Below are 26,081 nucleotides of genomic sequence, written 5' to 3'. Positions count from 1 at the left end.
CCGGGACGCTCACAGGTCGTTGTCGTCGCCCGGCACGCGGGTCAGGATTTCGACGCCATCCTCGGTGACCGCCACCGTGTGCTCCCACTGTGCCGAGAGCTTGCGGTCCTTGGTCACCACGGTCCAACCATCGGGCAGCACCTTGGTATGGCGGGCGCCCTCGTTGATCATCGGTTCGATGGTGAAGGTCATGCCCGGCTTCAGGACCACGCCCTCGCCCGAGCGGCCGTAATGCAGCACCTGCGGTTCGTCGTGGTAGACCTTGCCGATGCCGTGGCCGCAGTACTCGCGCACCACGGTGAAGCGTTCGCCCTCGGCGTATTGCTGGATCGCGTGCCCCACGTCGCCCAGGGTGGCGCCCGGCTTCACCGCACGGATGCCGCGGAACATGGCCTCGCGGGTGACGTCCACCAGGCGCTTGGCCATCACGGACGGGGTGCCGACGACATACATGCGGCTGGTGTCGCCGTGCCAACCGTCCTTGATGACGGTGACATCGATGTTGAGGATGTCGCCGTCCTTGAGGACCTTCCCTTCGCTGGGGATGCCGTGGCAGATGACGTTGTTGACCGACGTGCAGACGGTGGCCGGGAAGCCCTTGTAGCCCACGTTCGCCGGGATCGCCTTCTGCACGTTGACGATGTGATCGTGGCAGATGCGGTCGAGTTCGGCGGTGGTCACGCCCGGCTTCACGTGCGGGGCGACCACCTGGAGCACCTCGGCGGCCAACCGGCCGGCGATGCGCATCTGGGCGAGGTCTTCGGGGGTTTTCAGCTGGATGGCCATTGGCCGATTATCCCCCATTTGGCCCGCCAGCTGAACGCCCCGGGACCTCCGCCCCCGTCGCGGCCCACCCTCGGTTTGCGGCCAGCCGCCGATGACGGGTATAATCCCGCGGCTTCGCGCCCGGGCACGCCCGGCCGGACCGCCCACGTCGGGCGTCACCGACGAATCCACACCTGTCGCCACCGCCCGTGCCGGGGTGCCCTTCACCAGAAGGGTTCGGTCACGGAAGCGACAGGGAGGCCCAACCCCGGAACCCTGCCCTCGCGGGCACCGCCTTCCTTTTGCCTGGCGGCGGGTTCCTTATCAGGAGTAGAGCAATGCCCCAAGTCACCATGCGCCAGATGCTGGAAGCCGGCGTCCATTTCGGCCACCAGACCCGCTACTGGAACCCCAAGATGGCGCCGTACATCTTCGGTGCCCGCGGCAAGATCCACATCATCAACCTCGAGAAGACCGTTCCGCTGTTCAACGACGCGATGAACTTCCTATCGGGCGTTGCCCAGAAGCGCGGCACCGTGCTGTTCCTGGGCACCAAGCGCAGCGCGCGCGAAGCCGTGAAGGAAGAAGCCGTGCGTTGCGGCATGCCGTACATGACCCAGCGCTGGCTGGGCGGCACGCTGACCAACTTCGCCACCGTGAAGAAGTCGGTCGCCCGCCTGAAGGAACTGGAGTCCGCCGAAACCGACGGCACCTTCGAGAAGCTGGTCAAGCACGAAGTGCTGGGCCTGCGCCGCGAACGCGACAAGCTGGAAGCCTCGCTGGGCGGCATCAAGGACATGAACCGTCTGCCGGACGCGCTGTTCGTCATCGACATCGGCCATGAAGACATCGCCATCAAGGAAGCCAAGAAGCTCGGCATCCCGGTGATCGCGGTGGTCGACTCCAACTACGACCCGGCCCTGGTCGACTACGCCATCCCCGGCAACGACGACGCCATCCGCGCCGTGCAGCTGTACGCCCGTGCCGCCGCCGACGCCGTGCTGGAAGGCAAGGCCGCATCGCCGAACGCCGCGACCGTCCGCGAGGAAGAGTTCGCTGAAGGCGGCGACGACAAGGGCGCCCGTCGCGCCCCGGCCAAGAAGGCCGCCGGCAAGAAGTCCGACGAAGCCGCTGCCGAGTAATCCGGCTGCAACGCCGCCGCGCCATGCTGCGCGGCGGCTTTCCTCCCGTCCGGCGCGATCCGCGCCGACCGGGATACGACAGGACGGCATCCGTACCGTCCACCGAATTCGCTAACCGAGGTAATCCCGTGGAAATCACCGCTTCCCTGGTCAAGGAACTGCGCGAGCGCACCGGCGCCGGCATGATGGAGTGCAAGAAGGCGCTCACCGAGAACAAGGCCGACATCGACGCCGCCGCCGAGTGGCTGCGCAAGTCCGGCCTGGCCAAGGCCGACAAGAAAGCCGACCGCGTCACCGCCGAAGGCCGCATCGCCGTGGCCCAGGACGGCGGCAAGGCCGTGCTGGTCGAGATCAACTCCGAGACCGACTTCGTCGCCAAGGACAGCAACTTCATCGCCTTCACGGACGCGATCGCGCAGGCCGCGCTGACGTCCGGCGCCGCCGATGCCGATGCGCTGAAGAGCGCCAAGCTGGCCTCCGGCGAGACGGTGGAAGAAGCCCGCGCCGCGGCCATCGCCAAGCTGGGCGAGAACATGCAGATCCGTCGCCTGGTCGCCATCGACAGCACCAACAGCGTCGCGGCCTACGTGCACGGCGGCAAGATCGGCGTGCTGGTCGAGGTCAAGGGTGGCGACGCCGACCTGGCCCGCGGCCTGGCGATGCACATCGCCGCGATGAACCCCCCGCACAACAAGGCCTCCGATGTGCCGGCCGAGTTCGTGGCGAAGGAAAAGGAAATCGAGCTGGCCAAGATGTCCGACAAGGACAAGGCCAAGCCGGCCGACATCCTGGAGAAGATCATCTCCGGCAAGATCAACAAGATCGTCAACGAAGTCACCCTGTACGGCCAGCCGTACGTGCTGGACAGCGACAAGTCGGTCGAGCAGGTGGTCAAGGCCGCCGGCGCCGACGTGATCGGCTTCCAGCGCCTGGTGGTCGGCGAAGGCATCGAGAAGGTGGTGGAAGATTACGCCGCCGAAGTGATGAAGCAGGCCGGCCTGGCGTAAGCCATCGCCAAACCTGTCGTATGCAAGAAAGCCGCGGGGAACCGCGGCTTTCTTGTTTTCCGGGAGCGCATCCCCTGATGACCGCGACCGTTCGTCGCGCGCCACTAAAGTTTGTCCTTCCTGCGCCGAAACTGGTTACAAAGGTGACACTTCGTCACGCTTTGCTGGCATGCTGCCGGCAACTCCTTTCAACGCAGTGCGCACCCGGATGCGTCCCGAACTCGAAGCCCAGCTCCTGAATTGCCGCAACCTGCCAAGCCCCCCGGGCGTGGCATTGCGCATCATCGAGCTCGCGCAGGACCCCGAGGTCGTGATGGCGACCGCGGCCGATGCGATCGGACTGGATGCTGCGTTGAGCGCGCGCATGCTGCGCATCGCGAACTCGCCGCTATACGCAAGCCGTCGTCGCGTGGAGAACCTGTCGCAGGCACTGACGGTGCTCGGCCTCAATGCGACGCTGACGCTCGCGCTCGGTTTCTCGCTGGCGCGCTGCGGCAGCGGCAGCCATCCGGTGGCGCAAGCGCGCGTCTGGCGCCGCAGCGTGATCGCCGCACTGGCCAGCCGCCTGCTCGGCCAGCATGCGGGCATCCGCAAAGCCGAAGAACTGATGCTGGCCGGCCTGCTGCAGGACATCGGCATGTTGGCCCTGCTCGAAGTGCTGGGCGAGGATTACGCACGTCTGGTGGAGAGCGCCGAGGACAACGCGGCGCTGATCGCCGCCGAGCGCGACTTGCTGGGCTGCGACCACGCCACCGTCGGCGGCTGGTTGGCGCGCCAATGGAATCTGCCGGCGCTGTTGCGCGAGGCGATCATCGAAAGCGAGCACCCCGCCTCCGATACCGGCTTCAATGCCTGCGTCGCGGTATCGGGACACATCGCTGATATCTGGCTGGCGGCCGACGACGCGGCTCGCACCGAAGCCGCGCATCGCGATGCAGCGCTGCATGCGGCCACCCGCCTCGGGTTGGATTACGCCGCGTTCCTCGCCCTGACCGAGGAGATGGTGGCCGCCCTGCCCGACGTCTGCGTGATGTTCGATGTGCCGCCTGCCCCCCCTGCCCGCATCCAGGCGCTGCTGGACCAGGCGCGCGAACTCCTGGTGGTGCGCAATCTCCGCGAGATCCAGGAAGCCGCGCGCGCGCGCAAGGAAGCCGATGAACACGAAGACCGCGCGCGTCGCCTCGCCGAGGAAGTGCGCCGCGATCCGCTGACCGGTGCGTACAACCGCAGCCAGTTGGAAGAGGTGCTGGAGAAGGAGTTCGAGGCCGCCACCCGCCATGGCTGGCCGCTGTCGATCGCCTTCATCGATCTCGATGATTTCAAGCAGGTGAACGATCGCTGGGGCCACCTGGTCGGCGACGAAGTCCTGCGCAACTTCGCCAAGGTGCTGATGCGGCGGGTGCGCAGCAGCGACATCGTCGCCCGTTACGGCGGCGAGGAATTCCTGGTGGTGCTGCCGGGCATCGGCGAGGAGGCTGCGGCCCTGGTCGTGCGCCGCATCCTGTCGGAGGTCTCCGGCTCGGCCATGGCCGAAGTCAGCGGCCAGCCGCTACACGTGACCTTCTCGGCCGGATTGGCCACGCAGGGCACGCTGGAACAGTTCCGCCACGTCGACGACCTGCTGCGCGCGGCGGACGAAGCGCTCTACGGCGCCAAGCGCGAAGGGCGCAATCGCGTCTCGGTGGGTGCGGTCGGCCCCTGAGGTGGCCGCATCGGGTCAGCCGATTGCGCTTCAGCTGCTCCCATGACCCTTCACGCCCCGCCGAGCCGTTCCCGCAACGGCACGAGGTGCCGTTCGTAAGCGCGCCATTTGGGGGTCTCCTGCACCTGGATGCGATCGCGCACCTGCACGGCGCTTGCCGTGACGATGCCACGCGTCCGCGACTGCATCCCCAGCATCCCGGGTTCGAACGCAATGCCGATGAAGTCGCAGACCCGTCGCATGACCTGCTCGGGGTCGCGCGTGAGCTGCGCATAGTCCACGTCCAGAATCCTTCCTGGATATCGCGCATGCCAGTGGGCCATCAGCGCTCGGTAGTGCCGGTAGAAGTCGGCAAGTTCGAGTTGGTCGTAGCTGTAGGGATTTGCGTCGGAGAACAACTCCCGCAGGTTCGAGAAGCAGGTTTCCATGGGATCGCGGACCATGTGCAGGATCTTCGCCTGCGGCAAGGCTTCGCAGATGAAACCCGCGTTGAGGAAGTTCGAGGGCAGCTTGTCGGTGAAGCAGCGTTCACCCGACAACCGCCACGCCATGCCGTCCAGATAGCGCCTACCCACGGAAGACAAGTCGACGGCCGCTGCGCGCTCGACAATCTCCGGATCGATCACGCCGGCGCAATGATGATCGGCGGCATGGCGCATCGCGCTTGTGAAATCGTAGAGCTCACCCAGACCGCGCACCTCGGAATGGCCGTCGAGCAGCTGCTCGATCAACGTGGTGCCGGAACGATGCATGCCCACGATGAACACCGGCGTGGCATGGACCTCCGACGACTCCGCAACGGGGAAAGCACCGGGCTCGAAACGCAGCAACCGCTCGAACACGTCCCGCGATCGCGCCGCGTCGTAGCGCAGCGACGAGCGCTTGCTGGCACACCCTTCCCGCAGCGCATCCCAAGCCTCGTCGTGCCGACCCAGATCGTCCAGTTCCTTGTGCAGCGCGAAGGCCAGCAATGCACGGTCCTGTGCGGTCCGTTGGGGCGCCTGGAGTTGCACCTTGATCTGCGCAAGATGATCCTCACCGCCGGCTTGTTTCCGTACCTGCGATCGCAGCCAGTACGCCTGGGCGATCCGCGGCGCGCGCGCGATCGTCCGCGCGATGTCGTCCGCGGCTTCGGCGAAGCGCCCCAGGAACATCAACACATGGGCCCGCGACAATAGTGTCGGGGGATAGTCGGGATCCCCGCGCAGCGCTTCGTCGAGGAAGACGATCGCCCGCTGCGGCAACCCGGCGTAGGTCAGTTGCGCAGCGATGGTAATCAACGAGGGGATCGGGATACGGGAGATGGGCAACATGCGCTCGATGCATGCCAGCATCGCCGGGATTTCGTTGAAGGTGCGCAATCGCGCCAGCAACTCCTTCAAGACGTCGGCACGCGTCGCCTGAAGCTTGCTGGCCTGCAGCACGTAGCCATGCGCAGCCCGATAGTTCCCCGCGAGCGACTCGATGTAGGACAACTGCAACAGGATGTCCGGATCGTCGGGCGAAAGCTCCAGCGCTCGCAGGTAGCACTCGGTCGCTTGCCTGAAGTCCTTGGCCGCGGCATGAGCCTGCGCCCGCGCCGTCAATCCGGCCACGCGACTGGAGATCGACTCAACCTGCATTCTCGATCCTTTGCGCGTCCAACATCAGCCGCAGAGGCTCCAACTGCGGCGCATATCGCTTCCAGGCGCCGATGCCACGGCCGTGTATCGGCGACCTAACCTGCGAACTGCTCGCCGTCGACACCGGCGACGCATTCGCGGTGATGTCGAGCATCCCACCGACAGGCGACAGCCCGCAGAACGCGAGCACATCGATCAGTGTTTCGTCTCCGGCCTGCACCAATGCTTCGTAATCCAGGATATGCACGGCTCCCGGCGCGCGTTCCTTCCAGTGCGCCATCAGTTTCTCGAACCCCCGGTGATGGGCGGCCAGATCCTCGAGGCCGTAGCTGTAGGGGTAAGCACCGCCCTCGAACAATTCCTTCAGGTTCGAGAAGCAGGCATCCATGGGGTCCCGCCGTACACAGAGGATACGCGCCTGTGGAAGCGCCCGCAGTATCAGCCCGACATTGAAGAAATTCTGTGGATTCTTGTCGATGAAACAACGGCGCCCCGCGACCATGGGCGCCAAGCGTTCCAGATAGCGCGCGCCGATCCGGGCGGGATCGGCCGCTTGCACTTTCTCCCAGCGCGACTCTTTCAGGCCACCCTTGTAGAAATGGTCGGAGATCTCGCTCACGGCAGCATCCAGGTCGTTACGTTCGCCCAGCGACACCACCTCGGGATGATTGTCGAGCACCCGATCCAGCAACGTCGTGCCCGTCCGCGGCAAGCCAACGATGAAGATCGGGACGGCGCCCGCTGGTTCAGCGACCAACGGCGACGACATCGCCCATGGGTCGGGACGCAGCAGCCGTTCGAAGCCCCGCGCCTCCTCTTCCCGATCATGCCGCAGTGCGCGATGGACCACGGCAGCGCCTTCCTGTAACGCGTCCCACGCGGCGGCCGTCTGATCCGCCGCATCGAGCTCCTTGAACAAGGCGTACAGCAGCTGGGCGCTCTCGGGGGAGCCGTCCGCATGCTGGCGGCGCGCCGCTGCGACCCTCGGCACGCGAATGCCCGGAGGGTTGGAGGCCTGGTGGTACGCCAGTGTTCGATGGACGTAAGCATCGTTCGGACTGAGCCGTAAAGCGTACTCGTAATGCTCGGTAGCTTCGCCCAGCTTGCCCAACGACCTGAGTATGTTGGCGCGCGTGTAGCACAAGAGGGCATTGGGTTTGACGCGCGCCCCGACATGCGTCAGGAACTCTAGCGCCGTGTCGTGCTGATTCACCAGCCAAAGATGCTGTGCGAGCACCGCCGCCTGCTGCAGGACGTCACGATTGGACCAGTCCATGGATCGGATCAGGCGAACGATCTCCCCATCCTCGGCAAACGCCAGCAATCGCAGGCTCACGAAGCCCACGCTTCTTGCATCCTGCGTTTCATCGCAAATCACGGCGGCCTGCAACGCATGGCGGCGGGCGTCGACGTAACGATCCGAGATCTGCGCAAGCCGTGAAAGTCGTAGGTGTGGCGCCACCAGCTTGGGCTCTATCGCGAGCATCGCCTCATAACACGCGCGGGCCGCCGCCTGATCCGCCGCCGCTTCATGGCGGCTCGCCTCGTTCCAGTGGCGCTGCAGCGCTTCGTTCATGGTCGCCATCAGGGTGGGGTTTGGCCAAGCATATCCGCCCGGACGTCACCGCACCCATCCGCACAAAAGAAAATGGCCGCCCGAAGGCGGCCAAGAAGAGAGCAATCGCTAACCATCTTTTTGCGGAGCGAACGTCTTGTCAGAAATCGTACTGGACCATGAAGCGGACCGAGCGCGGTGCCTGATAGGAACGCGGCAGCAGATAGGTGCTCAGGGGGTTGCCCGTCGCCGAATCCTCCGCCACTTCGCTCACGGACGTGACCTTCTGCGAGTTGAACACATTGAACACGTCCATCTTGAACTGCAGTCCCGACGCCCAGTTCGGGCGATACGCGAGGTTCAAGTCGAGCGTGGTCGTGGTCGGCAGGCGACCCGCGGTACCGCGCGGCACCGCGCTCACCGTGGAGTCGTCCGACGCGCCGTTCTCCGAATTGCTGCAACGCATGAAGCCGGAGCCGTAGGGGTGCGGGTTGTAGTTGGTGACCGTACCGACGGGTTCCAGCGGGTTGCGGTCCAGCACGCCGAGGCAGTTGATCGGCCGCCCGGTCTGCACCAGGACGTTGGCGCCGAGCGACCACTGCTCGCTGAAGTCGTAGTTGCCGAACATCTTCAGCGCATGACGACGGTCGTTGGGCAGGTAGCCGTAGGTGTCGACCGTCAGCTCGATGTAGTCGAAGTCCTGCGTGGTGTTGGTGTCGCCCTGGCCGATGTCCGACTTCACGCCGCCTTCGGTATTGCCCTTGTTGTAGCCGAGGGTGTACGAAGCCTGGAAGAAGAACTTGTCCCAGCTGCCATCCAGGAACAGCTCCAGCGCCTTGTACGAGCGCCTGGCCGGCGGACTCAGACGCGCGCCGTCTACCGTGTAGGTCGTGTAGATACCGTCGCCATTGAGGTCGGTGACCAGCACTGCGTCCTCGCCCGGGTTGAACAGGCGGCAATACGGGAAGCCGGGGTTCGGCACCGTGTAATCGAGCCCGTCGGCGTCCGCCAGTTCGGTGATGGCGGTGTAGTCGCAGTTGTCGTCGATGGCCGCCTTGAGCTTGCGGTAGATCGCACGTGCGCCGAAGTTCAGGTGGTCGGTCCACGCGCTCTGGAAGCCGAGGATGAACTCGTCCTGGTACATCGGGTCGAGGTTCTTGCTGGCGATGGTGGCCGGGTCATGCGCGCTGCCGTCCTCGCCGTTGATCAGGTTCAGCGGATTCAGCGGATTGATCAGGATCGGCGCGCCGGTCACCGGGTCTACGCCCGAGAAACGGTTGTTGTTGGAGCGCTGGTAGATCGAGGCGCTGGAACCGCGCACCGCGACGCTCGGCGTGAGCGGCAGCGCGTAGCGGCCGGCGTTGCCGTAGATCTTCAGCGACGAGTCGCCCTTCGCGTCCCACGAAAAGCCCAGGCGCGGACCGAACTGGTTGTCGATCTTGACGAACGCGCGCCCATCGGCACCCAGGTTCTCGAACGTATCCCAGCGGGCGCCGAGGTAGGCCAGGAAGTTGTCGGTGATCTTCCAGGTGTCTTCGATGTAGTAAGCGCGCTGCTTGACCTCGATGGTCGTACCGCGGGCCGTGGTCTGCCGACGCACCACGTCGAACTCGTCGCCGGTGTTGGCCAGACCGTCGGGGCCGTTGTTGGTCGAGTAGCGCCACAGCCAGCCGCCCGGATTCGCTTCACCGGCGATGGATTCGAAGTTGTCCACGTCCACGCCGAAGCGCAGTTGGTGCGGGCCCAGGATCCACTCGGCGTCGATGCGGTACTGGTCGCGGGTGTCCTTGTTGTTGGACGCCTGCAGCAACCCGTCTTCGGTCAGGTTGCAGAAACTGCCGTAAGTGCCTGTGATTCCCTTGCGGTAGCCGGGGCGCACGTCCAGGATCACCGGGCAGCCGCCCAGCGACGTGGTGCCGTTGATGTCGGTGGTGTAGGCCGTGGTGATGTCGCCGTTGTAGGAGACCCGCGAACCATCGGGATTCACCAGGTACTGGCTGCGCTTGAACTCGCCATGGCCGGCCAATGCCGTCAGGGTGAAGGTGTCCGTGAGGTAGCCGGTGTACTTCAACACGTAGTTGGTGCCGCCCTGTTCGTCGAACAGGCTGCCCGCGTAGGCCGTGCGGTCGACCTCGCCCGGCGTGTTGGCGTACACCCGGGTCTCGGTCTCCTGCTTGTCCGAGAACGCGGTGAACTCCAGCTTGTTGCTGTCGTTGATGTTCCAGTCGAACTTGGCGAGCCAGGTCGGGTTCTTCAGGTCCGCGTCGCGGTTAGTGAACTTGTCGACGCTTCCGTAGGTGGTGGATTCCGTGTTGCCGTACGACAGCAGCGCGTAGGCGAACAGGGTGTCCTTCACCAGGGCGCCGCCCGCCCATACGCTGGTCACCAGCTGGTCGGTCTCGTCCTTGCTGTTGTCCTCGGCGACGTCGCCGTAATCGCCTGGCACCAGCGGATTGGAATACTTGAAGTCGTCAACGTCCGAGCGCAGCGACTTGGGCGCCCAGAACACGTTGGCACCGGCCTTGAACTCGTTGGTGCCGCGCTTGGTGATCTGGTTGACCACGCCGCCCAGCGAACGGCCGAACTCGGCACCGTAGCCACCGGTCTTGATCTGCTGCTCGGCGATGCCTTCGAACGGCACCTTGGAGAAGTTGAGGCTGCGGAACGAGTTGGTGACGTTGAAGCCGTTGATGTAGTACTGGTTCTCCGCCACGGACGAACCACCGAACGAAGCGAGATTGCCGAAGGCGGTATCACCGCGCACGGTGCCCGGGGCGAGCAACGCCACCGAGGTCGTATCGCGGGGTACGGGGATCCGGGCGAGCTGCTCGGCGGTCAGGATGGTGGTGGACTCGACCGACGACACGTCGATCGGGTTGACCAGTTGGGAGCCGGTGACCGTGACCGTACCCAGTGTGGTGGCACCGCTCCCGGAACTTTCCGCAGCGAAATTGACGGCCGTACCGGTACCGACGTTGACCGCCACTTCGCGCGTCGACGTGGTGCCGTCTGCGCGCTGGAGCGTCACGCGGTACGTGCCGGGCGACAGCGCGGATACACGGTAGGTACCGTCGGCGCCGATCGCTATTTCACGGCTGAAGCCGGTGGCCGGGTTCTGGACCAGGACTTTCTCGCCCGCCGTGGCCTGGCCGAAGACCGCACCGGAGGTATTGGACTGGGCATAAATCGAAGAGTTGAAGCAGACGCCGAGCGCCACGGTAAGGGCGCTGCGTTTGAGTGTTCGATTGAACGTACGCTTGGACACTGTGCGACTCCCTGCTGCAGGTTGATTCACATGAGCGTCCGGACGGGCCCGCCCTCCGACCAGCGTGACCTTGATCGTGCGATGCAAGTCACGGGCCTTAATAGCAGGTTAATCAAATGTTGGAATTAGGTTACGCAACACTCAAGTAATATTGCCAAATCCATCACAAAATGCTGTGTAGTTTTGCCCCCCCTGAGGGGCATTTTTCGGACGCCTCCGAACGTAATAGCGGTAACAGAACGCGCCTCCGCGCGGCTTCGACACGCCGTTGCGGGTCGCGAGGGATGTCGGAGGTCCGCCTTGCCAGGCGCCGCTTTTGACGCACGTGGCCGCGCGCCCGCGCCTGGGAAGCCTCGGCAGCGCGGCAGCGGGCTGGGCGCCGGCTGTGCAGGTGATTTCCACCACTGCAATCGAAGCCGCCCCTCCATGCACCGGCGGGCGACCCCGGAACAGAGAGAAACGCCGGGCGCTTATTGCCTCGGCTGGTACACGACTTCTTCGTAGGGCTGCACCACCACCCAGCCGTCGCCCGCGAACCTGAGCTGCACGCTTTCCCCGGACCCCCGTCCCAGCAGCGTGCCCAGCGAGATGTCGGTAACGATTTCGGGCGTCAGGCCGCCCGACCACGCAACTGTCGCGTTCGGGTCGGTAAACACCGGTCCGGTCTGCGCATTTACCGGCAGTGTCAGCGGTTCGTAGTGCGAAGTGATCGCAACGATGCCGTGCCCGCTGAGGCGAACGTTGAAGAGACCGCCGGACAGCATGCCGGCGACCTTGCGCATCATGGTGATACGGCTCTGGATGCCCGACTCCACGGCCAGGACGTCGTTCCCGTTGACGAAGATCGATTCGCCCGCGAGGCGCAGCAGCGTGATCTTCTTGCCCGCATCGGCCAGGTAGACACGCCCCTGCCCCTCGATCTTCATCAGCTGCATGCCCTCACCGCTGACGGCTTTTTTCAGCAGATTGCCCAGGCCCTGCTCCAGCACGCCCTGCCGGGTGAACTTGACCGCCCCCTTGCGCGCCACCATCGCCCCGGCCTTGGCCCAGACCAATCCGTCCAGGCGTACCTCGAGCAGGTGCGGGCTCTCCAACTCGAAGGCGTCCGCACTGGCATCCTTTTCCCTGGAAGACGCGATGAATTCCTGCAGCGTGCGCACGCTCATGTCGAAGCCTTGATGGTCGCCTGATGGGAGTTCCATCATAAGCCGCTCTTCCAGAGGCCCTGCCATGCCCCACATCCTGCCCGTCCCCCATGCGCTGGACGATGTACCGCGCGAAGCCGTCGCGGCCGACCGGCTGCTGTCCGGACAGCCGACGCAAGCGGTCGCCAATGCATTCTCGTCCCCGGATGCGCGCTTCCACTGTGGCGTCTGGGAGGCCGATGCCGGGGCGTGGCGCGTCCACTACACCGAACACGAGTTCTGCCATTTGCTTGCGGGCCGACTGAGACTGCGTGGCGAGGATGGCGCAGAGACCGTATGGGAGGCCGGCCAGAGCTTTGTGGTGCCCGCCGGCTTCAGCGGTACCTGGGAAGTGCTTGAGCCGGCACGCAAGTTGTACGCGATCTACGAGCCCGGCGACTGACGCACTACGTGACGCTCGGATAGAATTACGCTGTTTGCCCCCACGCCGAGATCCCCATGACCGCACGCCTTGCCTATCGCCGCATCCTGCTCAAACTTTCCGGCGAAGCGCTGATGGGGGCCGAGGACTACGGCATCGACCCGGCCGTGATCACCCGGATCGCCAAAGAGATCATCGAGGCGCGCGACGCTGGTGCCGAAATCGGCCTGGTGATCGGCGGCGGCAACATCTTCCGCGGCGCAGGCCTGGCCGCCGGCGGCATGGACCGGGTCACCGGCGACCAGATGGGCATGCTGGCCACCGTCATCAACGCGCTGGCCATGCAGGACGCCCTGGAAAAACTGGGCGCCAAGTGCCGCGTGATGAGCGCCATCAAGATCAATGACGTGTGCGAGGACTACATCCGCCGCCGCGCCATCCGTCATCTGGAGAAGGGCCGCATTGCGATCTTCGCCGCCGGCACGGGCAACCCGTTCTTCACCACCGACTCCGGCGCCGCGCTGCGTGCGATCGAGATCGGTGCGGACCTGCTGCTGAAGGCCACCAAGGTGGACGGCGTCTACGACAAGGACCCCAGCAAGCACGCCGACGCCAAGCGCTTCGATCAGCTGACCTATGACGACGTGATCGTCCGCGACCTGCAGGTGATGGATACCGCCGCGTTCGCGCTCTGCCGCGACAGCGACGTGCCGCTGCGCATCTACGACTTGTCGGTGCCGGGCAACCTGATGCGCATCCTGCGCGGCGAGCACGTGGGCACCCTGGTGAAGGGCCGCAACTGACGCAAGCCCGCTGTAATAGTGTCCGTGCCGGTCCGCCGGCACCCTAGGCGGATGGGACACGGACACGGACATGGGGCGCATGCGCACGCCCACGGCTCGGCCACGCGCGCTTTCGCGCTGGTCACACTGATCAATCTCGCCTACACCGCCATCGAAGCGGGGTACGGCTTCTACACCAATTCGCTGGCCTTGCTGTCCGACGCCGTGCACAACCTGGGCGACGTGCTGGGCCTGGCGTTGGCCTGGAGCGCGGCCGCGCTGGCACGCCGCCCGCCCCGTGGACGCCATACGTATGGCTGGCGGCGCGCCACCCTCCTCTCTCCGTTGGCCAATGCCTTGCTACTGGTGGTCTTCTCCGGCGCACTGGGCTGGGAAGCCGTGCGTCGCTTCAGCGCGCCGCCCGAGATTCCCGCCACGCCCGTGATCGTGGTCGCGGCGCTTGGCATCGTGGTCAACCTCGGCGCCGCTTGGCTGGTGCGCGACGGGCATGCGCACGACCTGAACAAGCGTGGCGCCTTCCTGCACCTGATGGCTGATGCGGCCGTCTCGCTGGCGGCGGTGCTGGCCGGCGTCGGCATGGCGACGCTCGGCTGGGCATGGCTGGACCCGGCCACGGCGCTGCTGATCGCCGTGGTCGTCGCCGTTGGCTCCTGGGGGCTGCTGCGCGACAGCTTCGACGCGGCCATGGACGCCGTCCCCGGCAGTGTCGATCCTGAAGAGGTCGGCGCGTTCTTGCGCGAGCAGCCGGGTGTCTCCGCCGTCCACCACCTGCACATCTGGTCGCTTGGCGCCAATGAGATCGCCCTGACCGCACATCTCGTGCGCGCCCGCGAGGACGATCACGACACCTTCATCGATGCCACCGTGCACGCACTGGACCACCGCTTCGGGATCAACCACGCGACCCTCCAGATCGAACGGGGCGCGGCCTGTGGCCACGACCTGCACGATGCCGCGCCGCATCATTCCCACTGAGGGGCCTCCGGGCGGTCGGCAACGGCATCGAATCGCCCTATAATCGGTCGTTTACAGGCTTTGCAACGGAAAGGGCGATGCTCAACGACATCAAGAAAGACGCGCAGGCGCGCATGACCAAGAGCATCGAGGCGCTCCGCCACACGCTGGTCAAGGTCCGCACCGGTCGCGCCTCCACGGCCCTGGTCGAGCACCTGAAGGTCAATTACTACGGTTCGGACATGCCGCTGAGCCAGGTCGCCACGGTGACCATCTCCGATTCCCGCTCGCTGACGATCACCCCGTGGGAGAAGCAGATGGTCGGCGCGGTCGAGAAGGCCATCCTGGCCTCCGACCTGGGCCTGACCCCGAACACTGCCGGCACCACCATCCGCCTGAACCTGCCGGCCCTCACCGAAGAGCGCCGCAAGGAGCTCTCGAAGGTGGTCCACGGCGAAGGCGAAGACGCCAAGGTCGCGATCCGCAACATCCGCCGCGATGCCAACCAGCAGGTCAAGGACCTGCTGAAGGACAAGCAGATCACCGAGGACGAAGAGCGCCGGACCGAAGACGAGATCCAGAAGCTCACCGACAAGTCCATCAAGGACGTCGATGACGTCGTCAAGGCCAAGGAACAGGAATTGATGGCGGTCTGAGGACTGCCATGTCCCCTGCCGTTTCCCCGTCCGTGCCCCGCCATTTGGCCGTCATCATGGACGGCAACGGGCGCTGGGCCGAACGCCGCCGCCGCCCGCGGGTGATCGGCCATCGCGCCGGTGCGCGCGCGGTGAATGTCTGCATCGATTTCTGCCTGGAGCGCGGCATCGGCGCGCTGACGCTGTTCGCGTTCTCGAGCGAGAACTGGGGCCGCCCGGAAGAAGAAGTCGGCGCGCTGATGAAGCTGTTCCTCAATGCGCTGGACCGCGAAGTGGAGGAACTCCACCGTCGCCAGGTCCGCGTGCGCTTCATCGGTGACCGCGCGCGTTTCTCCGCCGACATCCGTGCGCGCATGGAAGCGGCCGAAACGCTGACCCAGGGCAACACCCGTTTGCACCTGGTCATCGCCGCAAGCTACGGCGGCCGTCAGGACATCGCCCACGCGGCACGCGCCTTGGCCGAAGAGGTCGCTGCAGGCCGCCTGCGACCGCAAGACGTGGACGAAGCCGCGCTTGGCCGGCATGTGGCGCTGGCGGACCTGCCGGCGCCCGATCTGTTCATCCGCACCGGTGGCGACCACAGGATCAGCAATTTCCTGTTGTGGCAGCTGGCCTACACCGAACTCTGGTTCACCGACGTGCTCTGGCCGGACCTGGATGCCGCCTTGCTGCAGCGCGCCCTGGACGACTTCTCCGGTCGCGAGCGCCGCTTCGGCCTGACCAGCGCCCAAGTGGCAGATGGCGCCACGGAGGACAGTCCCGCATGAGAGCGAGCCCCGCATGAGCGCCACCCGCACCCGCGTCATCGCCGCGCTCGTCATGGCCCCGTTCGCCATCGGCGCGATCCTGCTGCTGCCGACGTCCTGGCTGGTCATGCTGGCGGCCCTGGTTTTTCTGGTCGGCCTGTGGGAGTGGTTCAAGCTCGCCGAGATCGACGACACCTTGCAGCGAACGGTACTGCTGACCGCCAACCTGCTGCTGATGGTGCTGTTGGTCTGGGCCTCGCGCGGGTCCACGGACCTGGTGCCGCTGCGCCTGATGGCGCTGGCCGGCGCCGTCTGGTGGCTGCTCGCGCTGTTGTGGCTGCGCTTCTTCCATTTCGCCTCCGACCACGAGACGTGGGCGCGCGTGTTCAAGCTGGCCGCCGGCACGCTCGCCGTCGTGCCGGCCTGGTGCGCCCTGGGACTGATCCATTCGTCGGAGCCGAACGGGCATATCTGGCTGTTCATCGCGTTGGCGATCGTCTGGGCCGCCGACAGTGGCGCCTACTTCGCGGGTCGCCATTTCGGCGGGCGCTGGTTCGCAGGCCGCAAGCTGGCACCCCGCATCAGCCCCAACAAGACACTCGAAGGTCTGCTCGGCGGCCTGGCGGCGGGCCTGCTGGTTGCCGCTGTCGGCGCCTTCATCGCAGGAGCGGGCGTCGCCCACCTGCCGGGCGTGCTGCTGGTCGCCATCTTCACCGTGCTGTTCTCGGTCGTCGGCGACCTGTTCGAGAGCCTGCTGAAGCGTCACGTGGGCGCGAAGGATTCCGGCGACGTGATCCCGGGCCACGGCGGCGTGCTTGACCGTATCGACGGTGTGCTGGCCGCGCTGCCCATCTTCGTGCTCGGCAAGGAAGTCTTCGGATTCTGAGCATGGCTGCGCACGCACCCCGCAATGTGGCGGTCCTCGGCGCGACGGGCTCGATCGGCGCCTCGGCGCTAGACGTCATCGCCCGCCATCCCCACCGCTACCGGGCCAGCGTGCTGGCCGCCGGCCAGAACGTGGATGCCCTGGTCGCGCTCTGCCTCGTCCATCGTCCCGACCATGCGGTCATCGCCGACACCGCGTGCTACGCGCGCCTGAGCGAAGGCCTCGCCGATGCCGGCCTGTCGACGCAACCGCATGCGGGCAATGCGCCGCTCGACGCGCTCGTTGCCGATGCCGCCTGCGACACCGTGGTGGCCGCCATCGTCGGGGCCGCGGGCCTGTCTTCGACGCTCGCCGCCGCGCGCGCGGGCAAGCGGCTGCTGCTGGCCAACAAGGAGTCGCTGGTGCTTGCCGGCGAGCTGGTGACCGCCGCGGCGGATGCCGCTGGCGCCGAAATCATCCCGATCGACAGCGAGCACAACGCCATCTTCCAGTGCCTGCGTTCACGGCAGGCTCAGGCCGAGGTCAAGCGCATCGTGCTGACCGCGTCCGGCGGACCGTTCCGCGGACGCAGCCGGGCGGACCTCGCGCAGGTCACGCGCGCGCAGGCGGTCGCCCATCCGAAGTGGTCTATGGGCCCCAAGATCTCGGTTGATTCGGCCACCTTGATGAACAAGGGCCTGGAGTTGATCGAAGCGCACCACCTCTTCAGCGTGGACCGCGCGCGCCTCGATGTGCTGGTGCATCCTCAAAGCCTGGTGCACTCGCTGGTGGAATTCGTCGACGGCTCGACGCTCGCGCAGCTCGGCCTGCCCGACATGCGAACCTCGCTGGCGGTGGGACTTGGCTGGCCCGAACGGATCGCTTCCGGCGTGCAGGGGCTCGATCTGTTGCAGCACCCGCGACTGGACTTCGAGGCGCCGGACACCGACGCATTCCCTTGCCTGCGCCTGGCCTGGGAGGCCATGGCGGCGGGCGGCACCGCGCCCGCGGTCCTGAACGCTGCGAACGAAGTCGCAGTTTCAGCCTTTCTTCAGGGCCGCGTGGGTTTCCTATCCATTCCCGCGCTGGTCGAGGACGCCCTCGCCGCGCTGCCTGCAACGCCGGCCGATTCGCTGGAGGCGTTGCTGGAAGCGGATGCGCAGGCCCGACGACTCACCGAACGCAACCTCGCAGGCCATCTCTCCCCCATGAGCGCCGAGAACCGATGAGTGACCTGTTGGGCTCCGTCTGGTGGATGATCGTGGCGCTGGGCATCCTGGTGACCTTCCACGAGTTCGGCCACTACTGGGTGGCTCGCCGGTGCGGCGTGAAGGTACTGCGCTTCTCCGTGGGCTTCGGCAAGCCGCTGTGGTCCCGCCGCGACCGCCACGGCACGGAGTTCGCGATCGCCGCGATCCCGCTCGGCGGCTACGTCAAGATGCTGGACGAAGCCGAAGGCGAGGTCCCCGCTGCACAGCTGGACCAAGCCTTCAACCGGAAGTCGGTCTGGCAGCGGATCGCGGTGGTCGCCGCCGGACCCGCGGCCAACATCGTGCTGTGCGTCGCCCTGCTGTGGGCGATGTTCGTGCTGGGTAAGCAGGATTACTCGGCCACGCTCGGCGGTGTCACGGGCATCGCAGAGGCGGCGGGTCTGCAACGCGGCGACCGCATCGTGCGGATCGGCGACCGCGCCATCGATACGTGGACGGATGCCTCCATCGTGCTGACCAAGGCCGCCATCGACGGCAAGGACGTGCCGGTGGAAGTGGAGACCGCCTCCGGTACGACCGCCACGCGTCAACTCGCTCTCTCGCGCCTGCCGGTGGATTTCGACCAGGAGAACGTGATTGGCCTGACAGGCCTGACATGGCGCCACTGGGTCGTGCCGGCGACCGTCGGCAAGGTCAGCCCGGGTGCGCCGGCTGATGGCGTGCTGCAACCAGGCGATGTCGTCACCGCCGTCGACGGTCAGCCGGTGCATGGCTTCGGGGACATCGCCACGCAGGTCGACTTGCTGGGCAAGCGCGGCGGCCCCGCGATGGTGGAGGTCGACCGGGCGGGCGAGCGCTTGGCCTTCGAACTCGAGCCACGCCGCATGAAACGCCCGGACAACGGTCAGGACTACTGGGGCCTGGGACTGGCGCCGCCTGACGCCGCACAGATGCCCGGCTACGACGCGACCCTGCATTTCGGACCCCTGGCCGCCATCCCGGCCGCATTCCGCGAGACCGGCAAACTGACGGCGGACTCTCTGGGCATGATCCGTCGCATGCTGACCGGCGACGCGTCGCTGAAGAACGTGTCAGGGCCCATCACCATCGCCCAGGTGGCGAATGTCTCGGCCAAGCGCGGGCCTGACTGGTTCCTCTGGTTCTTGGCCGCCATGTCCCTCAGCCTGGCCATTATCAACCTGTTGCCGATTCCCGTCTTGGACGGCGGGCACCTCCTGTATTACCTTATCGAGTTGGTCAAGGGCAGTCCCTTGAGCGAGCGCCACATGGTGGCTGGACAATACGTAGGCTTGGCCGCGCTGGCGGGCCTGATGGGATTGGCGTTCTACAACGACATCCTGCGTCTGGTGACCTGATGCCCCTGAACTTTCTCGGGCCGGCCCGCTCCAAGGGTCGCCCCCGACCGGCAAGCCCCGGGAACGCAGCCCTGCGCCCCATTCCTGCATTGCAGGAACTACCCCAATCGGAAGTGATGATGACGCGACTGCCCTCCCGCCGCCTGCTTGCCCTCGCCCTGGCCTCGGCCATCGCCATGCCGGCACTGGCCCAGACGACGGACACCGCCCCCGCGCCCGCGGCGGCCGCACCGCTGAGCAGCGAGACGTTCACCGCCACCGATATCCGCATCGACGGCCTGCAGCGCATTTCGGCCGGCACCGTGCTGACCTACCTGCCGATCGAACGCGGCGAACACGTCACGCCGTCCGGCGTCTCCGAATCCATCCGCGCGCTCTACAAGACGGGCTTCTTCGAAGACGTGAAGCTCGACCGCCAGGGCGACATCCTGGTGGTGACGGTCACCGAGCGCCCGGCCATCAACAAATTGACGCTCACCGGCAACAAGGACATCAAGACCGATGACCTGATGTCGGGCCTGAAGGACATCGGCCTGGCCGAGGGCGAGACCTTCGACCGCCTGAGCCTGGACCGCGTGACGCAGGAACTGGTGCGCCAGTACAACAACCGCGGCAAGTACAACGTCGAGATCACGCCTACCGTCAGTCCGCTGGACCGCAACCGCGTGGACGTCACGATCACCGTGAAGGAAGGCAAGGCGGCGAAGATCAAGCACGTCAACGTCGTCGGTGCCGAGAAGTTCGAGACCGAGAATCTGCTGGAGAACTGGGAATCCAAGGAATCCAGCTGGCTGTCCTGGTACCGCCGCGACGACCAGTACTCCAAGGAAAAGCTGTCGGGCGACATGGAACGCCTGAACTCCTACTACCTGGACCGCGGCTACGTGGACTTCAACATCGACTCCACCCAGGTGTCGATCAGTCCCGACAAGCGCGACATGTTCATCACCGCCGGTATTACCGAGGGCGAGCAGTACAAGATCTCCGAGGTGAAGGTCACCGGCGACACGGTGCTGCCCAAGGAGGAGATCGAGAAGCTGGTGATCGTCAAGCCGGAGCAGACGTTCTCGCGCATCCTGCTCGAGATGACCTCCGATTCGATCACCGCGACGCTGGGCAACATCGGCCACGCGTTCGCGCAGGTGAATCCGATCCCGACGATCGACCGCGATAACCGCACCGTCGCGATCAACCTGCAGGTGATCCCGGGCCCGCGCGTGAACGTGCGCCGGATCGTCTTCAAGGGCAACACCCGCACGTCCGATGAAGTCATGCGCCGTGAAATGCGCCAGTTCGAAGGCAGCTGGTTCTCGCAGGTCGCGGTGGACCGCTCGCGCGTGCGCCTGCGCCGCCTGGGCTATTTCGAGACGGTCGACGTCGAAACCACGCCCGTCCCGGGCACCACCGACCAGGTGGACGTGGTGTACACCGTGAAGGAAACCACCTCGGGCAGCTTCGTGTTCGGCCTGGGCTATTCGCAGCTCTCCGGCCTGACCACGTCGATCCAGCTGTCGCAGAACAACTTCCTCGGCGGCGGCAACCGCGTCGCCGTCGAGGCGCAGCGCAGCGACTACCTGCAGCGCTACTCGTTCTCGTATACGAACCCGTTCTTCACCGACGAAGGCATGTCGCTGGGCTACAACCTGTGGTGGCGCGAGTTCGACTACTCGGACTTCAACACCGCGCAGTACTCCACCACCAGCGCCGCCGCACAGGGCGTCCTGGGCCTGCCGATCACCGAGAACGACACCGTCTCGCTGCTGTTCGGCGTGGACAGCAACGAAATCCTGACCTTCCAGGGCTCCACGCCGCAGTCGATCATCGAATACATCGACGCCGTGGGCCAGCGCACGTTCCATGCGTGGCGTACCGAAGTGGGTTGGGCACGCGACACCCGCAACGATTACTTCATGCCCACCGGCGGCACCTACCAGCGCGTGTCGGCTGAGATCGCGCTGCCCGGCTCCACCGTCGAGTACTACAAACTCAATTACGAGTTCTCGAAGTACTGGTCGCTGAGCCCTTCCTTCGTGCTCAACACCCGCGCGGAAGTCGGCTACGGCGACAGCTACGGCTCCGACATCTACCGCTATATCTGCCGCGCCACCGGCTCCGATCCGCAGATCCCCGGCCAGGCGACGACGACTGCACCCGCAGCCGACGGCACGTGCGCCGATGGTGGCACGCTGGACAAGACCCTGGTCGCCGGCGGCCTGCCGTTCTTCGAGAACTTCTATGCGGGCGGTACGCGCTCGGTGCGCGGCTTCCGCGACAACACGCTGGGTCCTCGCTCGGAGGTCATCAGTGGTTACCGTGGCCAGCCTCTGGGTGGTTCGCTGAAGACGACCGGTTCGGTAGAACTGATCTTCCCGAAACTGTTCGACTCGAATGCCGCCCGCGTGTCGGCGTTCTTCGATTTCGGCAATGTCTTCGACGGCGCGGACAATTTCGATGCCGGCGAGCTGCGCGCCTCCACGGGTGTCGCGCTGTTGTGGCGTGCGCCGGTCGGCCCGATCTCGATCAGCTATGCCTTCCCGTTGAAGAAGGAAGAGGGCGACGAGCTGGAACGCCTGCAGTTCACCTTCGGCGGCGCGTTCTGATCCTGGCGACGCGTTGACAGGCGGGGCAACAACCCCCCGCCTGTCGTCCACCATACGCCCCCGTGAAAGCGGTTTGGCGGTCGCTGGCGCTAAACTACGCGCCTTATGACGCTGCCCACCCATACCGCCCACGCGCTGGCCGACCGCTTCGGCCTCGAGCTCCGTGGCGATCCCGACCTGCACATCGAAGGCGTCGCCACCCTGGCGCGGGCCGAGCCCGGCCACTTGGCTTTCCTGGCCAACAGCCGCTACCGGGGCCAACTGGCGGAGAGCCAGGCCAGCCTGATCGTGCTGCGCGCCGAGGATGCCGACGCCGCCCCCGGCGCCGTCCTGATCGCAAAGGATCCGTACACGGCCTTCGCCAAGATGGCTGCGCTGTTCGACAGCAAGCCCGTGCGCACGCCGGGCATCCACCCGAGCGCCGCGATCGACCCCAGCGCCCGCATCGCCGCGAGCGCACACGTCGGCCCCTTCGTCACCGTCGGAGCGCACAGCGTGATCGGGGATGGCTGTGTCGTCGGTCCCGGTTGCGTGATCGGCGATGACTGCACCGTAGGCGACGGCAGCGAGCTGATCGCCCGCATCACCCTGGTGACGCGCGTCCGCCTCGGCAAGCGCGTACTGGTCCATCCCGGCGCCGTCATCGGCGCCGATGGCTTCGGCCTGGCAATGGACAGCGGGCATTGGATCAAGGTCCCGCAGCTGGGCGGGGTGGTCATCGGTGATGATTGCGAGATCGGCGCGAACACCACCATCGACCGCGGCGCGCTCGACGACACGGTGCTGGAAGAGGACGTTCGCCTCGACAACCAGATCCAGATCGGCCACAACGTCCGCATCGGCGCGCACACGGCGATGGCCGGCTGCAGCGCTGCGGCCGGCAGCGCGCGCATCGGCCGCTACTGCCTGATCGGCGGCGCCGCCGGCGTGCTAGGCCACCTGGAGATCTGCGACCGCGTCGTCGTCACCGCGATGTCGCTGGTGACGAGTTCGATCACCGAGCCCGGCGAATACTCGAGCGGCACGCCACTCACCGACAACCGAACCTGGCGCAAGAACGCCGCCCGCTTCAAGCAACTGGACGCCTTGGCACGACGCGTGCTGGCGGCCGACAAGGAAAGCTGATGACCCTAGACCTGCAACTACCGATCGACTCCACCACCATCCGCAAGCTGCTGCCGCATCGCTACCCGTTCCTGCTGGTCGATCGCGTGGTGGAGTTCGAGAAGGACAAGCGCGTACTGGCCTACAAGAACATCACCCAGAACGAGCCCTTCTTCACCGGCCACTTCCCTGACCGCCCGATCATGCCCGGCGTATTGATCATCGAGGCGCTGGCGCAGGCCGGCGGGCTGCTGACCCAGCTGTCGCACCAGGGCGATACCGCGGGCCGCATGTTCTACATGGTGAAGGTGGAGAACGCGCGCTTCACCAAGATGGTGGTGCCGGGCGACCGACTGGACCTGGACGTCACCCTGAAGCGGCTGATCCGCAACATGGCCTTCTACACCGGCGTTGCGTCGGTCAACGGCGAACAGGTCGCCTGCGCCGACGTGCTGTGCGCCGAGGACACCCGCTGAGATGGGCGCCCCCACCGCCATCCATCCCAGCGCGGTCGTCGATCCCGGCGCCTCTCTGGGTGAAGGCGTCAGCATCGGGCCGTTCGCCTATGTCGGCCCCGAGGTCGAGATCGGTGACGGCACCATCATCGGTCCCCACTGCACGGTCAGCGGCCCGACCCGTATCGGTCGCGACAATCATTTCGTCGGGCATGCGGCGATCGGTGGCGATCCGCAGGACAAGAAGTTCAAGGGCGAGCGCGTCGAACTGGTCATCGGCGACCGCAACCAGGTGCGCGAGTTCGTCACGCTGAACCGCGGCACCGTCACTGGCACGGGCATCACCCGGATCGGCAGCGACAACATGCTGCTGGCCTATACGCATGTCGCCCACGACTGCGTCATCGGCAACCACTGCGTGTTCTCGAACAACGCGACGCTCGCGGGCCACGTGACCGTGGAGGACTGGGTGATCCTGAGCGGCTTCGCCGGCGTGCACCAGTTCTGCCGCATCGGTGCGCACGCCTTCATCGGCATGGGCGTACTGCTCAGCGGCGACGTGCCGCCGTTCACCATGGTCGCCGGCGAAGCCTCCGGCCGGCCGCGCGGCATCAACAGCGAAGGCCTGAAGCGCCGCGGCTTCGACGCCGACCGCATCGCTGCCATCAAGCGCGCCTACCGCACGCTCTACGTCGCCGGCCTGCCGCTGGCAGAAGCCAAGCAACAGCTTGCCGAACAGGCACAGGCCAGCGACGACGTGAAGGCCCTGCTGCACTTCATCGACAGCGGCGAACGGCCGTTGCAGCGCTGATGGACGCGGCACCCGCGGCCCGGCCGCTCCGCATCGCGCTGTGCGCGGGCGAGGCGTCCGGCGACGGGCTGGGCGCGGGCCTGATCGCGGCATTGAAACAGCGGTTCCCGAACGCCGAATTCGCCGGCATCGGTGGCGACGCCATGCGCGCCGCCGGCTGCGATACCTGGTACGACGCGGGCGAGCTCGCCGTGATGGGCCTGGCCGAGGTGCTACGCCACCTGCCGCGGCTGCTGCGGCTGCGCAAGGCGTTCCGCCAGCGCATGCTGGACTGGAAGCCCGACGTCTTCGTGGGCATCGACGCACCCGACTTCAACCTCGGCGTCGAAGCCTGGCTCAAGCAACGCGGCGTGCGCACCGTGCATTACGTCAGCCCCTCCGTCTGGGCGTGGCGCGAGAAGCGTGCGGAGAAGATCGGCCACAGCGCCGACCGGGTGCTGTGCCTGTTCCCGATGGAACCGCCGATCTACGCCCGGCACGGCGTGGATGCGCGTTTCGTCGGACACCCGATGGCCGACGACATTCCGCTGCATCCGGACCGCGATGCCGCACGGACCGCGCTGGGATTGGCGGCCGATGCCCCGGTGCTGGCCGTGCTGCCCGGCAGCCGGCTGGGAGAAATCCATCGCCTCGCGCCGGCGTTCTTCGATGCCGCGCGACGTGTCGCCGCGGAAATCCCGGGGCTGCAGATCGTCGTGCCTGCTGCAAACGCGGCCTGCCGGCAGGCGCTACAGGCGCAGTTCGCGGCGCACGGCGCGGACGCCGCGCGGCACCTGCTCGATGGCCAGGCGCGCGCGGCGATGATCGCCAGCGATGTCGTCCTGTTGGCCTCCGGCACCGCCACGCTGGAGGCGATGTTATGCAAGCGGCCGATGGTGGTGGGCTACCGGATCGCACCGCTGACCTACCGGATCGTGAAGGGCCTGGGCCTGCTGAAGGTGGAGCGGTATGCACTGCCCAACGTGCTCGCCGGCGAGGACATCGCGCCCGAGCGCATGCAGGATGACTGCACGCCCGAACACCTCGCCACCGACGTACTGCGCTGGTTCCGCTCGCCCGATGCGGTCGCCGCTCTGCAACCCACTTACCAGCGCCTGCATGCGCAGTTGAAGCAGGACGCATCGGCCAGCGCCGCCGCTGCGGTCGCTGGCGTGCTCGGCGGGACATCGCGCGCATGAGCATGGAAGGCCTCTTCGCGATGCCCATCGCCCGCCTGGTCGCGGGCGTGGATGAGGCAGGCCGCGGCCCGCTCGCGGGCCCGGTCGCCGTCGCCGCCGTGATCCTGGACGATGCCCGCGCAATCCCGGGCCTCAACGATTCCAAACAACTCAGCGAGAGCAAACGCGAAGCCTTGTTCCCGTTGATCCAGGAACGTGCGCTCGCCTGGCGTGTGGAATTCGTCGAACCCAACGAAATCGATCGTCTCAACATCCTGCAGGCCACGCTGGAAGGCATGCGCCGTGCGGTGATGGCGCTGCAGCCGTTCCCGGACCTGGTGCGCATCGATGGCAACCGTGCGCCCAAGGGCCTCAACTGCATGGCCGAAACGCTGGTCGGGGGCGATGCCATCGAGCCGGCGATCATGGCGGCCTCGATCCTTGCGAAGGTGTCGCGCGATCGCCTGATGGTGCAGCTGCACGCCACATTCCCGCAGTACGGCTTCAACGTGCACAAGGGCTATCCCACGCCGGCGCATCTGTCGGCGCTCGCGCAACATGGGCCCTGCGCGCATCACCGGCGCAGCTTCGCTCCCGTACGCGAGGCACTGCTCACGCGCTGAATCGCGTGACCATCGGCACCGTGCCCATCGTCACGATGGCTTTTTGCAGGCGCGCCGCGCCGCCGCGCACGGCAGCATGACGGTCATGCCCGCTCC

Annotated in this window: 22 protein-coding genes; 17 read left to right on the top strand and 5 right to left on the bottom strand. The window is 66.3% G+C overall.

Features of this window, described 5'->3' with window-relative positions; all coding sequences use genetic code 11:
- Window positions 1-9 precede the first annotated feature (9 nt).
- Window positions 10-786 carry a type I methionyl aminopeptidase gene (gene map / locus ACSION_RS07120; RefSeq protein WP_435305439.1) on the bottom strand — a complete coding sequence of 259 codons (777 nt, stop codon included), beginning with the start codon at window positions 784-786 and terminating at the stop codon, window positions 10-12.
- 317 nt (window positions 787-1,103) lie between these two features.
- On the opposite strand from map, the gene rpsB reads away from it, so the two are divergent.
- From rpsB to ACSION_RS07105, 3 genes are all read left to right on the top strand, one after another.
- On the top strand, window positions 1,104-1,907 hold the full coding sequence (gene rpsB, locus ACSION_RS07115) for a 30S ribosomal protein S2 (protein ID WP_056878324.1): 804 nt from the start codon (window positions 1,104-1,106) through the stop codon (window positions 1,905-1,907).
- A 128-nt stretch (window positions 1,908-2,035) separates the two neighbouring features.
- Window positions 2,036-2,914 carry a translation elongation factor Ts gene (gene tsf / locus ACSION_RS07110; RefSeq protein WP_093490459.1) on the top strand — a complete coding sequence of 293 codons (879 nt, stop codon included), beginning with the start codon at window positions 2,036-2,038 and terminating at the stop codon, window positions 2,912-2,914.
- A 208-nt stretch (window positions 2,915-3,122) separates the two neighbouring features.
- Window positions 3,123-4,616: an HDOD domain-containing protein gene (locus ACSION_RS07105; RefSeq protein WP_435305438.1), complete on the top strand. Its 1,494-nt coding sequence runs from the start codon at window positions 3,123-3,125 to the stop codon at window positions 4,614-4,616.
- 50 nt (window positions 4,617-4,666) lie between these two features.
- Here the strand turns inward: ACSION_RS07105 and ACSION_RS07100 are convergent, their stop codons facing one another.
- The 4 genes from ACSION_RS07100 to ACSION_RS07085 form a co-directional block, all read right to left on the bottom strand.
- A complete protein-coding gene (locus tag ACSION_RS07100) occupies window positions 4,667-6,238 on the bottom strand; it encodes a tetratricopeptide repeat-containing sulfotransferase family protein (RefSeq protein ID WP_435305437.1) in 1,572 nt (523 codons plus the stop codon).
- Entirely contained in the window at window positions 6,228-7,814 is a 1,587-nt protein-coding gene (locus tag ACSION_RS07095; protein ID WP_435305436.1) for a sulfotransferase, read from the bottom strand. Before ACSION_RS07095 ends, ACSION_RS07100 begins: the two co-directional genes overlap by 11 nt.
- A gap of 139 nt (window positions 7,815-7,953) precedes the next feature.
- On the bottom strand, window positions 7,954-11,058 hold the full coding sequence (locus ACSION_RS07090) for a TonB-dependent receptor (RefSeq protein ID WP_435305435.1): 3,105 nt from the start codon (window positions 11,056-11,058) through the stop codon (window positions 7,954-7,956).
- 470 nt (window positions 11,059-11,528) lie between these two features.
- Window positions 11,529-12,224 carry an AIM24 family protein gene (locus tag ACSION_RS07085; RefSeq protein ID WP_435305434.1) on the bottom strand — a complete coding sequence of 232 codons (696 nt, stop codon included), beginning with the start codon at window positions 12,222-12,224 and terminating at the stop codon, window positions 11,529-11,531.
- A gap of 64 nt (window positions 12,225-12,288) precedes the next feature.
- Between ACSION_RS07085 and ACSION_RS07080 the strand changes: the two genes are divergently transcribed.
- The 14 genes from ACSION_RS07080 (at window position 12,289) to rnhB (ending at window position 25,985) form a co-directional block, all read left to right on the top strand.
- Window positions 12,289-12,645 (top strand): cupin domain-containing protein, encoded by a 357-nt coding sequence (locus ACSION_RS07080; RefSeq protein WP_435305433.1) that lies wholly within the window; start codon window positions 12,289-12,291, stop codon window positions 12,643-12,645.
- 56 nt (window positions 12,646-12,701) lie between these two features.
- A complete protein-coding gene (pyrH, locus tag ACSION_RS07075) occupies window positions 12,702-13,427 on the top strand; it encodes a UMP kinase (protein WP_435305432.1) in 726 nt (241 codons plus the stop codon).
- A 51-nt stretch (window positions 13,428-13,478) separates the two neighbouring features.
- Window positions 13,479-14,402 carry a cation diffusion facilitator family transporter gene (locus tag ACSION_RS07070; protein WP_435305431.1) on the top strand — a complete coding sequence of 308 codons (924 nt, stop codon included), beginning with the start codon at window positions 13,479-13,481 and terminating at the stop codon, window positions 14,400-14,402.
- Between the two features lie 77 nt (window positions 14,403-14,479).
- A complete protein-coding gene (frr, locus tag ACSION_RS07065; protein WP_093490451.1) occupies window positions 14,480-15,037 on the top strand; it encodes a ribosome recycling factor in 558 nt (185 codons plus the stop codon).
- An 8-nt stretch (window positions 15,038-15,045) separates the two neighbouring features.
- Complete coding sequence (uppS, locus tag ACSION_RS07060; protein ID WP_435305430.1) at window positions 15,046-15,804, top strand: polyprenyl diphosphate synthase; 759 nt, start codon at window positions 15,046-15,048, stop codon at window positions 15,802-15,804.
- Between the two features lie 13 nt (window positions 15,805-15,817).
- The gene (locus ACSION_RS07055; protein ID WP_435305429.1) at window positions 15,818-16,669 is read left to right on the top strand and encodes a phosphatidate cytidylyltransferase; all 852 of its coding nucleotides are present in this window, start codon (window positions 15,818-15,820) and stop codon (window positions 16,667-16,669) included.
- 2 nt (window positions 16,670-16,671) lie between these two features.
- On the top strand, window positions 16,672-17,877 hold the full coding sequence (gene dxr / locus ACSION_RS07050) for a 1-deoxy-D-xylulose-5-phosphate reductoisomerase (protein ID WP_435305428.1): 1,206 nt from the start codon (window positions 16,672-16,674) through the stop codon (window positions 17,875-17,877).
- The gene (gene rseP / locus ACSION_RS07045) at window positions 17,874-19,235 is read left to right on the top strand and encodes an RIP metalloprotease RseP (RefSeq protein ID WP_435305427.1); all 1,362 of its coding nucleotides are present in this window, start codon (window positions 17,874-17,876) and stop codon (window positions 19,233-19,235) included. Before dxr ends, rseP begins: the two co-directional genes overlap by 4 nt.
- A gap of 119 nt (window positions 19,236-19,354) precedes the next feature.
- Complete coding sequence (bamA, locus tag ACSION_RS07040) at window positions 19,355-21,835, top strand: outer membrane protein assembly factor BamA (protein ID WP_435305426.1); 2,481 nt, start codon at window positions 19,355-19,357, stop codon at window positions 21,833-21,835.
- Between the two features lie 105 nt (window positions 21,836-21,940).
- A complete protein-coding gene (lpxD, locus tag ACSION_RS07035) occupies window positions 21,941-22,960 on the top strand; it encodes a UDP-3-O-(3-hydroxymyristoyl)glucosamine N-acyltransferase (RefSeq protein WP_435305425.1) in 1,020 nt (339 codons plus the stop codon).
- On the top strand, window positions 22,960-23,415 hold the full coding sequence (gene fabZ / locus ACSION_RS07030) for a 3-hydroxyacyl-ACP dehydratase FabZ (RefSeq protein ID WP_093490445.1): 456 nt from the start codon (window positions 22,960-22,962) through the stop codon (window positions 23,413-23,415). Before lpxD ends, fabZ begins: the two co-directional genes overlap by 1 nt.
- 1 nt (window position 23,416) lies before the next feature.
- Window positions 23,417-24,205 carry an acyl-ACP--UDP-N-acetylglucosamine O-acyltransferase gene (gene lpxA, locus ACSION_RS07025; protein ID WP_435305424.1) on the top strand — a complete coding sequence of 263 codons (789 nt, stop codon included), beginning with the start codon at window positions 23,417-23,419 and terminating at the stop codon, window positions 24,203-24,205.
- The gene (lpxB, locus tag ACSION_RS07020) at window positions 24,205-25,383 is read left to right on the top strand and encodes a lipid-A-disaccharide synthase (RefSeq protein ID WP_435305423.1); all 1,179 of its coding nucleotides are present in this window, start codon (window positions 24,205-24,207) and stop codon (window positions 25,381-25,383) included. Before lpxA ends, lpxB begins: the two co-directional genes overlap by 1 nt.
- Window positions 25,380-25,985: a ribonuclease HII gene (gene rnhB / locus ACSION_RS07015; protein WP_435305422.1), complete on the top strand. Its 606-nt coding sequence runs from the start codon at window positions 25,380-25,382 to the stop codon at window positions 25,983-25,985. Before lpxB ends, rnhB begins: the two co-directional genes overlap by 4 nt.
- Window positions 25,986-26,081 lie beyond the last annotated feature (96 nt).

The organism is Pseudoxanthomonas sp. LjRoot125, from assembly GCF_964252705.1.
Taxonomy (GTDB): Bacteria; Pseudomonadota; Gammaproteobacteria; order Xanthomonadales; family Xanthomonadaceae; genus Pseudoxanthomonas_A.
Note: the sequence above shows the minus strand (reverse complement) of the source record. Positions and strands in the feature narration are given on the sequence as shown.